The organism is Capnocytophaga sp. oral taxon 332 str. F0381 (assembly GCF_000318275.2).
In the GTDB taxonomy this organism is placed as follows: domain Bacteria; phylum Bacteroidota; class Bacteroidia; order Flavobacteriales; family Flavobacteriaceae; genus Capnocytophaga; species Capnocytophaga bilenii.
The window spans coordinates 1-11175 of record NZ_KB291290.1; the positions used below are offsets into that span (position 1 = coordinate 1).

Annotated in this window: 14 protein-coding genes; 2 read left to right on the plus strand and 12 right to left on the minus strand. The window is 36.7% G+C overall.

Going from position 1 to position 11175, the window contains the following annotated elements:
* Positions 1 to 219 precede the first annotated feature (219 nt).
* Both HMPREF9075_RS04425 and gdhA read right to left on the minus strand, forming a co-directional pair.
* Positions 220 to 873, minus strand: a complete 654-nt coding sequence (locus tag HMPREF9075_RS04425; RefSeq protein WP_009415304.1) for a M949_RS01915 family surface polysaccharide biosynthesis protein — start codon at positions 871 to 873, stop codon at positions 220 to 222.
* A gap of 72 nt (positions 874 to 945) precedes the next feature.
* Positions 946 to 2286: an NADP-specific glutamate dehydrogenase gene (gene gdhA / locus HMPREF9075_RS04430; protein ID WP_009415305.1), complete on the minus strand. Its 1341-nt coding sequence runs from the start codon at positions 2284 to 2286 to the stop codon at positions 946 to 948.
* A gap of 219 nt (positions 2287 to 2505) precedes the next feature.
* Here gdhA and HMPREF9075_RS04435 point away from each other — a divergent pair, with 219 nt between their 5' ends.
* The gene (locus HMPREF9075_RS04435) at positions 2506 to 3036 is read left to right on the plus strand and encodes a hypothetical protein (protein WP_009415306.1); all 531 of its coding nucleotides are present in this window, start codon (positions 2506 to 2508) and stop codon (positions 3034 to 3036) included.
* A 90-nt stretch (positions 3037 to 3126) separates the two neighbouring features.
* Here the strand turns inward: HMPREF9075_RS04435 and tsf are convergent, their stop codons facing one another.
* The 6 genes from tsf to HMPREF9075_RS04465 all read right to left on the minus strand — a co-directional run bounded on the left by tsf (position 3127) and on the right by HMPREF9075_RS04465 (position 7399).
* Entirely contained in the window at positions 3127 to 4089 is a 963-nt protein-coding gene (gene tsf, locus HMPREF9075_RS04440) for a translation elongation factor Ts (protein WP_009415307.1), read from the minus strand.
* 91 nt (positions 4090 to 4180) lie between these two features.
* Entirely contained in the window at positions 4181 to 4906 is a 726-nt protein-coding gene (gene rpsB / locus HMPREF9075_RS04445; RefSeq protein WP_009415308.1) for a 30S ribosomal protein S2, read from the minus strand.
* 145 nt (positions 4907 to 5051) lie between these two features.
* Entirely contained in the window at positions 5052 to 5438 is a 387-nt protein-coding gene (rpsI, locus tag HMPREF9075_RS04450; RefSeq protein WP_009415309.1) for a 30S ribosomal protein S9, read from the minus strand.
* Complete coding sequence (gene rplM / locus HMPREF9075_RS04455) at positions 5438 to 5893, minus strand: 50S ribosomal protein L13 (RefSeq protein ID WP_034556855.1); 456 nt, start codon at positions 5891 to 5893, stop codon at positions 5438 to 5440. Before rplM ends, rpsI begins: the two co-directional genes overlap by 1 nt.
* 188 nt (positions 5894 to 6081) lie before the next feature.
* Positions 6082 to 6819: a hypothetical protein gene (locus HMPREF9075_RS04460; RefSeq protein WP_009751355.1), complete on the minus strand. Its 738-nt coding sequence runs from the start codon at positions 6817 to 6819 to the stop codon at positions 6082 to 6084.
* A complete protein-coding gene (locus HMPREF9075_RS04465) occupies positions 6806 to 7399 on the minus strand; it encodes an HmuY family protein (protein ID WP_009751356.1) in 594 nt (197 codons plus the stop codon). The genes HMPREF9075_RS04460 and HMPREF9075_RS04465 overlap by 14 nt, the downstream gene beginning before the upstream one ends.
* Positions 7400 to 7765: 366 nt before the next feature.
* On the opposite strand from HMPREF9075_RS04465, the gene HMPREF9075_RS04470 reads away from it, so the two are divergent.
* Positions 7766 to 8245 (plus strand): DUF2004 domain-containing protein, encoded by a 480-nt coding sequence (locus HMPREF9075_RS04470; protein ID WP_009751357.1) that lies wholly within the window; start codon positions 7766 to 7768, stop codon positions 8243 to 8245.
* 54 nt (positions 8246 to 8299) lie between these two features.
* On the opposite strand, the gene HMPREF9075_RS04475 is transcribed toward HMPREF9075_RS04470, so the two are convergent.
* The 4 genes from HMPREF9075_RS04475 to rnpA all read right to left on the minus strand — a co-directional run bounded on the left by HMPREF9075_RS04475 (position 8300) and on the right by rnpA (position 11041).
* Complete coding sequence (locus HMPREF9075_RS04475) at positions 8300 to 8551, minus strand: hypothetical protein (protein ID WP_009751358.1); 252 nt, start codon at positions 8549 to 8551, stop codon at positions 8300 to 8302.
* Positions 8552 to 8961: 410 nt separating this feature from the next.
* Positions 8962 to 9525, minus strand: a complete 564-nt coding sequence (gene purN, locus HMPREF9075_RS04485) for a phosphoribosylglycinamide formyltransferase (protein ID WP_009751360.1) — start codon at positions 9523 to 9525, stop codon at positions 8962 to 8964.
* Positions 9526 to 9605: 80 nt separating this feature from the next.
* On the minus strand, positions 9606 to 10670 hold the full coding sequence (locus HMPREF9075_RS04490) for a Fic family protein (RefSeq protein ID WP_009751361.1): 1065 nt from the start codon (positions 10668 to 10670) through the stop codon (positions 9606 to 9608).
* Positions 10667 to 11041 (minus strand): ribonuclease P protein component, encoded by a 375-nt coding sequence (rnpA, locus tag HMPREF9075_RS04495; RefSeq protein ID WP_009751362.1) that lies wholly within the window; start codon positions 11039 to 11041, stop codon positions 10667 to 10669. The genes HMPREF9075_RS04490 and rnpA overlap by 4 nt, the downstream gene beginning before the upstream one ends.
* Positions 11042 to 11175: the final 134 nt, after the last annotated feature.

The following is an 11175-nucleotide window of genomic DNA, read 5'->3' on the forward strand; positions in this document are numbered from 1 at the left end:
GTACGGCGTTTTTTTTAATCTCCAAATTTTTTACCAAGTTTTTTTTTAAGTTTTTTCAATCATCATCTTTAAATGATTGAAAATCAGTATATAAAATAATGTAAATTTCTTAAAAAAATATCTGCTACAAGTTATAAAATAGCGTGGTTTATGCGCATTATAGCTTATTATCGCTGTATGAGGCATAGTAAAAAAGTGTATTTTGTAGGCTATAGCACATTACTTTTCTAGCTCCTTAATAGTTTCTGTATTAAAAAGCGCGTGTCCTCTTTCTTCTAAGGTTGCAACAATACTACGTATTTTCCTTTTTAACGCTGAGGGGAGTTTGTAATAAGAGCGGTCTATTTGAGTATGTCGCTCATCGTCTAAGCTAGAATTTTGATGACGAATGGCTGTTTTCTTTCCTAAGTAGTAAATAATGAATTTCACTCGGTTTTCTCTGTTTGGCTCTTCGGACTCAGATTGCGTACCATATAATACAATAGGGTCTACATAGCCATCGTTATTGAGGTCGGTGAGGCTTATATAGCGCGTATAAAACCACATTGCTTCTTCAGTATCATTAATAGCATCTGTAATTGTCCAAAGCACTTGGGGCGGTGTTTCTTCTTTTAGAAGCACGTTGAAAGCTTTTATAGAGGTTGCCTTATCGGGGTTGGTATTATTTTCAGAAATGATAAGATACTGCTTTCCCAATTTATCTTCAAAAGCATACACTTTCCTGATAGGGAATGTTACCCCTATTTCTTTAAGCATTTCATGGAGGAAAAGCATTTGTACTTGTTTATCTGTAAGGAGTGTTGCTCCAGAAGGGTCTGTTTGTGCTCGTAGTGATAAGAAGCCAAAAAGCAAGAATAGATAAAGATTTTTCATAAAAAGTAAACAAATTAAAAAAGCTGCTCCATTTTGCAGAAGCAGCTTTTATTATTTATTGTTTTTTTGTCATTAAACCACTCCTTGGTCAAGCATAGCGTGCGCTACTTTCATAAAGCCTGCTATGTTAGCACCTTTCACGTAGTTAATATAACCATCTTCTTGTCCGTATTTTAAACAAGCGTTATGGATAGACTCCATAATATGGTGTAATTTAGCATCTACTTCTTCAGCTCTCCACGCAAGGTGTGCCGCATTTTGGGTCATTTCAAGACCAGAAGTAGCTACCCCTCCTGCATTCACCGCTTTTCCTGGGGCAAATGGCAATTTAGCATCTTGGAAAGCCTTGATAGCTTCCGGAGTACAACCCATATTCGATACTTCTGCTACCAATTTCACACCATTAGCAATTAGCGTTTTAGCATCTTCTTCGTTCAATTCATTTTGGAAAGCACAAGGCAACGCAATATCACAAGGGATTACCCACGCTTTTTTGCCAGCGGTAAATTTACTTTCTTTTGCAAATTTTTCAGCAAAAGGAGCTACGATATTACGGTTAGAAGCGCGAAGCTCTAATAAGTAGTCTATCATTTCTTGTGTCATACCATTAGGAACTTCTACACAACCATCAGGCCCTGAAAGACCAATTACTTTAGCTCCTAACTGAGTAGCTTTTTGCGATGCTCCCCAAGCTACGTTACCAAAGCCAGAAACTACCACACGTTGTCCTTTAAGGTCTTTGCCAAGTTTTTTAAGCATATGGTCTACGAAGTAAAGTGCCCCATAACCAGTAGCTTCAGGGCGGATAAGAGAACCACCCCAGTTAATACCTTTTCCAGTAAGTACCCCTGTATTGTACTCGCGAGCCAATTTTTTGTACATTCCGTACATATAGCCTATTTCGCGACCCCCTACACCCACATCACCTGCAGGTACATCAGTATCGGGACCTATATGTTGCCAAAGTTCAAGCATAAACGCTTGGCAAAAACGCATAATTTCAGCATCCGATTTACCGGTAGGGTCAAAGTCTGAACCTCCTTTAGCGCCCCCCATAGGTAGGGTAGTAAGCGCATTTTTGAAAGTTTGTTCAAAGCCCAAGAACTTAAGCATTGAAGGGTTTACCGCTTTGTGAAAACGAATACCTCCTTTGTAAGGGCCTATAGCAGCATTAAATTGTACACGATAGCCCAAGTTGGTTTGTACTTCGCCTTTATCATCCACCCAATCTACACGGAAAGTGAAGATACGATCAGGCTCAACAATACGTTCAATAATTTTAGCTTTAGCAAATTCTGGGTGTTGGTTGTAAACCTCTTGCACAGATTCAAGTACCTCGTGCACTGCCTGCAAATACTCTTTCTCTCCTGGGTGTTTAGCCTCTAAAGAGCTCATAATTTTATTTACATCCATAGTAATAAAAATGTTTATAAAAATGTTTGATTATTAACCTCAATTCGTTATTGAAGCACAAAGGTAATCAATATTTTTATATCCTACAAATAAAAAATACAAAAAAAGCAAAATATTAACGTAAGTATAAGAATATAAGGGTAAAAGCACGAAAATAAAAAACTGCTATAACAGCATATATGAAAAACTTTTCGTAATTTTGCCACAAAAAATAAGACAGTGTATTCAGAAATTTTAGACGTAAAAACACCCGTACTCACGCTAAATAAGCAGCGTATTGTAAGGCTGGGCGATTTTCTCATTCCACCCTCGTATCAGCAATTTTCATTTGAATTAGGCTATGGGCGCCTCCTTGAACTTTTTTTTACTTATATCCCTATGGGTGAAAGTAATTATACTAATACTTTGGAAGAGCAAAATGCGTATTTAAAGAGTATTTTTCAATCCTACCTAACAAATCCCGCTCCTCCTAAGCTACTACACGATCCTGTAAATTATAGGCTTATTGCCAATGCCGAGCCTTTTTTATTTGGCGAAAATGGTGAAGTAGTATTTTGGGATAGCGAACACCCCACTGCCGATGGCGAATGCCCTATTTATTTGGCGTGTTTTCCTATAGGTATCTATTTTGTGGGAAATAACTTTAGTGAGTTTATAGAAACCCTCACCCACCCTACTTCCTTTAAAAACATTCTCAAATACTACAACGAGGCTTTACCACGCACTTTTGAACCTTTAGAAATAGAATAATGTATAAACCAAAGAGGCTGCCCCAAAAGGACAGCCTCAAAATAGTTATAGTTATGAAAAAATTATAACACCTATTAAAATAGTATTATACTATAATGCTACACGCTTGAAAGCTACAACTTCTACATTTTTAGATTTTACAAAATCTGATACTTTTTTGCTTTCGTCATAGATATACACTTGGTCAAGCAAAGCTTTTTCTTGGTCGAGGGTAGTGTTGTCGCTGATGAAACGTTGAACTTTACCAGGAAGGATTTTATCCCAAATTTGTTCTGGTTTACCTTCAGCTTTTAGTTCAGCTTTAGCATCTGCTTCAGCTTTAGCCAATACTTCAGGAGTAAGCTGAGCTTGTGATACGTACTGAGGTACGTGTTTTAGCGGTTTGCCCAAACGGTGTAGTTCTTCGTTTTCTTTTTCAATGATAGCGATACGCGCTTCAGTTTCTTTAGCGATGTATTCAGCTGAGAATTCTTTGTAAGAAAGTTTTTCAGCACCCATAGCGGCAACCTGCATTGCTAAGTTTTTACCTACTTCAGCAGCATCAGCTATAGCAGATGAAAGTCCTACAATAGCAGCAATTTTGTTACCATTATGTATATAAGAAGCCACAAAAGGAGCTTCTAATTTTTCAAAAGCACCGATTTCAATTTTCTCACCAATAACCCCTGTTTGTTCAGTAAGTTTTTCGGCTACTGATAATCCTTTGTAATTTGCAGCTAATAAATCTTCTTTGCTGTTTACGCCAAGCGCAAGTTCAGCCAAATCTTTAGCAAGTGCTACGAAGTCAGCGTTTTTAGCTACGAAGTCGGTTTCGCAGTTAAGAGAAATGATAGCCCCAACAGTATTATTACCATTTACTTTAGCAATAACAGCCCCTTCGCTAGAGTCGCGGTCGGCACGTTTAGCTGCTACTTTCTGACCTTTTTTGCGCAATACTTCAATTGCTTTATCGAAATCGCCTTCTGCTTCTATAAGGGCTGCTTTACAGTCCATCATACCAGCACCTGTGGCTTGTCTTAATTTATTTACTTCTGCGGCGGTAATATTTGCCATTTTTATTAATGTTTAGTGTTTAATGATTAATGATTAATGTTGATGAATTGTATTATTCAACTTTTACATTAATCATTAATCATTGTATTAATTATTCATTAGAGTTATTTTCTTTGTTAGCTTCAGCTGTTCTGCTTGCAAGACCTTCATTGATAGCTTCGGTGAAGTATGAAAGTACTTTTTCGATTGATTTTGAAGCGTCATCGTTAGCAGGGATAGGGAAGTCAACTTCGCGAGGGTCAGAGTTTGTATCAACCATAGCGAAAATAGGAATGTTTAATTTTTGAGCTTCTTTTACAGCGATGTGCTCACGAAGTGTATCTACTACAAAAAGAGCAGCTGGCAAACGTTGCATATCGGCGATAGAACCTAAGTTTTTCTCAAGTTTTTCGCGCATACGTTCTACGTGTAGTTTTTCACGTTTTGAAAGGGTATCGAAAGTACCGTCTTTCTTCATTTTGTCAATAGATGACATTTTTTTAACTGCCTTACGGATAGTAACGAAGTTGGTAAGCATACCACCAGGCCAACGTTCTGTAATATAAGGCATTTTTACTGATTTAGCTTTTTCGGCAACTACATCTTTAGCTTGTTTTTTAGTAGCTACGAATAGTACTTTTTTGCCTGAAGCTACGATTTTTTTGAGGGCTTCGGTAGCCTCTTCAATTTTTGCAGCGGTTTTGTACAAGTTGATTACGTGGATACCGTTGCGTTCCATATAGATGTAAGGTGCCATATTAGGGTTCCACTTACGGGTAAGGTGACCGAAGTGTACACCTGCATCTAATAATTCTTTAATTTCTATGTTATTTGCCATTTTTTTTAAATAGTTTACGTTCCTAAAAAGTTAGCAATAGCTTGGAGAGGCTTTTGCCGCCTGAGCTATTTGGATGCTAAACTAAGGAGCAAATTTAATTTTGAATTTTAAATTTTGAATTAAGAACTCAAAATTCATAATTATCCTAACGTTTAGAGAATTGGAATCTCTTACGTGCTTTTTTCTGACCGAATTTTTTACGTTCTACCATACGAGGGTCGCGAGTAAGGAACCCTTCGGGTTTCAATACAGCTCTGTTTTCTACATCGAGTTGGCAAAGAGCGCGAGCGATAGCCAAACGGATAGCTTCAGCTTGCCCTGTGATACCTCCACCATATACGTTTACTTTCACATCGTAAGCAGCCTCAGCGCCAAGTAGAGCAAGAGGTTGTTTTACTTTGTACTGCAAAGTAGCGGTAGTAAAATAGTTGTTAAGGTCGCGTTTATTTACGCTGATAGAACCATTACCAGGTTTTAGGTAGATACGCGCTACGGCGGTTTTTCGTCTACCGATAGTGTGAATTACTTCCATTATTTGAGATCGTTTAAGTTAATGGCAGTAGGTTGTTGTGCTTCGTGTTTATGCTCAGTACCTACATACACTTTCAAATTACGTAAAACTGCTGCACCCAATCTAGTTTTAGGAAGCATCCCTTTTACAGCTTTTTCGATGATGCGTTCTGGGTGTTTTGCCAATAGTTGTTTCACTCCCACAGTGCGTTGTCCTCCTGGGTAACCGGTGTGGCGAAGGTAAGTTTTGTCTTCCCATTTGTTACCTGTAAGGTTAATTTTTTCGGCATTGATAACGATTACGTTATCGCCACAATCTACGTGGGGTGTAAAGTTAGGCTTGTACTTACCGCGTAGCAATTTAGCTACTTTAGAGGCAAGACGACCTAAAGTTTGTCCGTCAGCATCAACAATTACCCACTGTTTAGTAACAGTAGCTTTGTTGGCTGAAACTGTTTTGTAGCTTAGTGTGTCCACTTCGTTGCGATTTTTATAAATTAAACATTCCTTTATTTTGGAGTGCTTATAATGGGGCACTCCTATTTTTAGGGCGCAAAAGTACAACTTTTTTTTGAAACAGCAAAAAAATTTAATTAACAAATTTCAAAATCGCCAAATTGGCAAATCAACTAATCGCCAAATTGGCAAATTAGCTAATTAGCAAATCAAAACTTATTTTGCTCTATAATTTCTTTGTTAGCGCATAAGTAAGTTAGCCAAATATAATCAAAAAGATGTTTTTTACCATTGTGCTTACCTCTATTTTTCTTTTGCTTAGCAAGGTTCACTATATATTTATTAGGCATTTCTGTCTGAAAGGTCAAAACACCTTCCTTGTCAGTAATACCGGTAATACTTTTATCTACTGAAAAATCAAAGGTAACTTTCTCTTTCTTTAGTCCTCTTTTTTTGTAGAAGGCTCTATACTCCTGCTCGTCTCCTTTAGCAGGAGCCACCCCCAATCTAAAAAACGATTTATCACCCAAGACAACCGTTTCAGTCAGCGGTTTTGTACTCACAAAAGCAACGGACTGATACCTCAAGCGCATCCGTTTGTATACTTTAGCCACCAAATGATTAATATTCAATTTGTAAACGCCCTCTTCTTCTACCTTAAAATGGGCGTAATAACACCATTCTGACTGCTTCTTTTCCAAAACAGTCTCTTTCCCCGAAGGGGAGATGAGTGAAAGTGAAAGCGTATTCAAGTCTGAGTACCATTTAGCAGTAGGGGTAGGCTTATTAGTTTCATTCGGTTCACCGAAGAAAATGCGCACCTCGTGCCAATCGCCTATCTTTGCCTCTGTGTTGGTTTCAATCCAAATAGCGTGTCCCATCGCCTGCTGAGCCAGCAGAGCTAGCAATATCCATAAATACCTCATTTTTGCATTAAAAATTTTCATTATCACTTAATTTATATCTAAAACTAGGATAGCCTCCTTTTAGTTTTTCATTCACATAGTCATAAAACTGTATTTTCACAAACTTACCTTTAGCTGTTTTCAGCAAGTAAACCTCATTTCTATTTTTGTATTTCCCTCCACTGATATAGGTTACATAAAGCGAAGCCTCTTGAGAAAAAGTACCTTCTTTTTTAGTTTCGACGTTTTTTACTACGTCCCAACCGTTTAGCGTTCCTATCGCATCTACTTTATAGCCTGTCGGAGGGGCTATAATTACCTTGTTCCAATCTGTTTTTTTAGTGTTAATAGCACCTCCTTTTCCTTTGCCGGAGGTACCGCTATTGGTTTTCACATACCAACGTTGGAAAGCTATATCCCACGTAAGGTCAGTTTCAGGCGAACTCACTTCTACAATAGCTCCTTTTTCAAGCGAGTAATACACCCATTTTTCATACGATGTAGCATTTAGCATCTTTACATCATTAGTAACAGACAAGGGTTCTGCCTCATCTTTTTCTTTTTTACAAGCAATCAAACTCAGACTGCCCACTACTGATAAAATAAATACTTTGTAATTCATAGTTTTGTTATTTGAGTGGGCAAAGGTATAAAATATTTTTATATAAACCTAAAATATAATTTTAATTATTAATAAATTTATTTTTACATATATTTTAAAACAATGTTTGAAAAGAAATTAAAACCCTCATCAACAGAAGATTTCATCACTACTAACACAAAAAAACACTGTTTTATCAGCCTTCAACAGCGTCTTAAAACAGTGTTTTTTATTCTTTTTTTAATCTTCTCATCGACAAATCGGCAAATCGCCTTTTCTCCAACTGATAAAGTTTTTTGATGTGTTTTTCTACTACTTCGGTCATATTCTTAATTGTATTTCATTTTTTTTGTTTTATCTTTGCAAAGTTAAATAAAAAATATCATTATGGCATCTATTACACACCCTTATTTTGGTACTCTTGATACCAGTGTTATACAAGAAGATTTTGACCCAGATGTGTTATGGGAACAAAAAGTGACTTTCCAAGAATTAAACGACCCTGTTGAGTTTAATCTTTGGTTGGCTAAAAAAGAAGAAATCAGCAAGGAAAGATTGGATTTGTTTGAGCAATTTATCAAGCATTTTCCTGAAAGAGACCAACAGGCGCGCAAAGCGCTCAAAAGCTATTTAGAACAAGATAGCGAGTATATAGATTTTCATATAGACGAATTAGAGTTAGAGGTGCCTACCTCTATTGATGATTTTGTGACAGCTATGAAAATTCATCACGTAGCGCTTTGGTATTGTCTTTCAAAGGCAGAAATTACTGTCGATTATATGATTGACCCTGACCAAAGTGACGAGATTCTTGCTGTTCGTTTTAACTTAGACGGTAGCTTTAGTTCTATTGCTTGGGAAAGCTGACTTGAGTCCTTAGTTGTTAGGTAGTCACTAATGGCTAAGGACTAATAACTATTTTTAATATTTCAGCAAATAAAATCCCCATATCATATTGCTAAACTCTCCTGCTACAAAGCTGTGTGTCTCGCTGTTTATCATTACTTCATAAAGGGTAAAAGATTTTTCGGCGTGGTAGAGAGGGTCTGTTACTTTTACATATTCTCCCGTTTCTTGCCATTTGTAGTCAAATATATTTACGCCAAAGAGTTTTACCTCGCCTTCTACTCCCGAGGTTTCAAACTGCCACGTTTTTTGCTTGAATAATTTCATTCTTTAATTATTTTTCTACCAATAAAATTCATTTGAAAGCTATCTTTTTCTTTAGTGAGTATAAGCTGTTGTTGCTCAGAGATGTTTTTCATCTTTAGAAAGCTTAAGATTGTCAAATTTTATATTGAAAGGACTTAAATCATAATCTTTATAAGTGCCATCGGGTGCTATTTTACGGATAATGGATAGAAGTTCTCTTTCGTTATTACATAAATTCATATAAATATTGCCTTTACTGTCTTTTACTACAGACCTATAAGGGGCAGTATTGAAAAGTATCTCTATTTTATCTTTTATCAAATCGTAACGTTGAATATTTCCATCTTCTCTTTATTTCTCCAATCTTCAAAAAACATAACTTTTTAATTAGCAAATTTGAAAATTAGCAAATTGGCTGATTTTCTCATTTGCTAATTTACTAATTTGCTTATTACTTCAGGAAAATGTTGGTACTCTAATTGGTGTATTTTTTCTGCTAAAGTGTCGGGGGTATCGGTGGGGAGTACCTCTGTTTTGGCTTGAAAAATGATATTTCCTTCGTCGTAATGCTCATTTACATAGTGGATAGTGATGCCGCTTTCTGTTTCGCGATTATCAATAACTGCTTGGTGTACGTGTGCGCCATACATTCCTTTGCCGCCATATTTTGGTAATAATGAAGGGTGTATGTTGATAATCTTGCTGGGGTATGCCTCAGTGAGGTAAGGAGGCACTTTCCAGAGGAAACCTGCTAATACTATAAGGTGGGGTTGCAAACTATTGAGGATATTGAGTACAATATCAGAATGATAGAATGCTTGCCTATCGAATACTATTGAGGGAATAGCGAGGCGTTTGGCGCGCGCTAGTACGCCTGCTTGTGGGTTGTTGCAAAGGATAGCTTGCACTTGTGCTGTGCCTTTTTCGGCAAAATAGGTAGCGATGCGCTCGGCATTGGAACCTGAACCTGAGGCGAAGATTACTAATTTTTGCATTTTATTTTAGGGTTTTTAGTGAGTCTTACTTTTTAGGGTCTCATTTATATAAAAAGGCTGTTTTGTATAAATGATAAAACTTATCTAATAAATAAATTCAGTAATGGTTCATTAATATAATAACTATTTTTCCATTTCTGAACTTTTATTAGGTAACCTTCTTTTGTGAGAATTTCTAAGTATTTACGAGCAGTTTGATAACTAACATCTAGATCTCTTTCTAAAAACTCTATTTTGGTATATGGGTTTTTAAAAAGGTTGTTTAGCAGGTCTTGGCTATAGATTTTTGGCAGTTCTGTACGGAGGCGTTGTTTGGTGTTTTGCATTAGTGTTTTGATATTTTCTACCAAACTTATGGTTTCAATAGCTGTTACTTCCACTCCTTTTAGTAGGTACAATATCAGTGTTTGCCAGTCGCCGTGAGTTCTTACCCCTTGCAATGCCTTGTAATAATCGTCTTTGTGCTGAATGATATACCTACTGAGGTAAAGCACGGGTAGGTCTAACAATCCTTCTAATACTAAGTACAAGATATTGATAATACGCCCTGTACGTCCGTTTCCGTCATAAAAAGGGTGTATGCTCTCAAATTGATAGTGTATAATAGCCATTTTAGTTAGAGGGTCGAGGTCTGAGAAATTGGGGTCATTGATAAATTTCTCTAAATTTGCCATTAGGTTTAGGATTTCATCTTTATCTTGTGGTGGGGTATAGACTACCTCTTTTTTGCTGTTGATGAGTTTTGTACCTGCTTGCGTTCTAAATCCTGCTTTATTTTCTTCTAATTGTTCTTGTATCAGTAGTATATGTTTGTTTAATAAGAGTTTTTCTTTACGTACAATTTCAAATCCCATTTTCAATCCTTTAGCATAATTGACAACTTCTTTGCTTGCTGGATTGGTTTCTATCATAATGTGTTCTTTATAGAGGTCATCGTGAGTAGTAACTATATTTTCGATTTCGCTACTACTTTTTGCTTCTTGAAGTGAAAGTGTATTAATAAGTATTTGCTCGTTTGGAATGGTTTTAACAATTCCTTTGAGTTCTGCCAAATGCCTATGCGAGAGGTTTAGTTGTTTGAGTATTTCGCGTGTTTCTACTTCTGCTGGGGGTGGTAATAGTGATAGGGTAAAGTTATTTATCATATTTTATCGTTTTTGATGTTAGGGTTTAGTTTTTCAATCAGTTGGGTGAGGGTGTGGTAGATGTGTTGGTAGGTGGTGAGTTCTTTACCTATATATATGATTGCTAAGGCATAGGGTGTGGTGGGGTGTGGTAGGTGGTGTTTTTGCAACCTATAGGCTTCACGAATGAGGCGTTTTAGTCGGTTGCGATGTACTGCTTTTTTGAATGTGCGTTTTGGCACGCTTATCAGTAGTTGATAAGGTGCTTGTAGCGTGTGTATGGGGGTATAAAGCAGCTTGAGGGGATAGATAGTGTGGCTATCGGGGGCTGAAAATAGCTGCTGTATGTGGTCACGCTTGCATAGCTTTTCGTTTTTAGTGAATGTAAACAAGGTCTTTGAACTATAAAATAATGCGCAAAGATAAGAAGTAATTGGAAAATTAGCAAATTTGAAAATTAGAAAATTAGCAAATTAGTAAATTTGTGTTGTGGTGTCATATCCTGAAATAGGTTTACACTAAAAAC

Bases quoted from the DNA above. Each gene is read 5' to 3' on its own strand.
- HMPREF9075_RS04460 (WP_009751355.1), bottom strand. From the start codon at position 6,819: ATGAAAATTTTTAATGCAAAAATGAGGTATTTATGGATATTGCTAGCT.
- HMPREF9075_RS04470 (WP_009751357.1), top strand. From the start codon at position 7,766: ATGGCATCTATTACACACCCTTATTTTGGTACTCTTGATACCAGTGTT.
- purN (WP_009751360.1), bottom strand. From the start codon at position 9,525: ATGCAAAAATTAGTAATCTTCGCCTCAGGTTCAGGTTCCAATGCCGAG.
- HMPREF9075_RS04425 (WP_009415304.1), bottom strand. From the start codon at position 873: ATGAAAAATCTTTATCTATTCTTGCTTTTTGGCTTCTTATCACTACGA.
- HMPREF9075_RS04475 (WP_009751358.1), bottom strand. From the start codon at position 8,551: ATGAAATTATTCAAGCAAAAAACGTGGCAGTTTGAAACCTCGGGAGTA.
- HMPREF9075_RS04490 (WP_009751361.1), bottom strand. From the start codon at position 10,670: ATGATAAATAACTTTACCCTATCACTATTACCACCCCCAGCAGAAGTA.
- rpsB (WP_009415308.1), bottom strand. From the start codon at position 4,906: ATGGCAAATAACATAGAAATTAAAGAATTATTAGATGCAGGTGTACAC.
- tsf (WP_009415307.1), bottom strand. From the start codon at position 4,089: ATGGCAAATATTACCGCCGCAGAAGTAAATAAATTAAGACAAGCCACA.
- rpsI (WP_009415309.1), bottom strand. From the start codon at position 5,438: ATGGAAGTAATTCACACTATCGGTAGACGAAAAACCGCCGTAGCGCGT.
- HMPREF9075_RS04465 (WP_009751356.1), bottom strand. From the start codon at position 7,399: ATGAATTACAAAGTATTTATTTTATCAGTAGTGGGCAGTCTGAGTTTG.
- gdhA (WP_009415305.1), bottom strand. From the start codon at position 2,286: ATGGATGTAAATAAAATTATGAGCTCTTTAGAGGCTAAACACCCAGGA.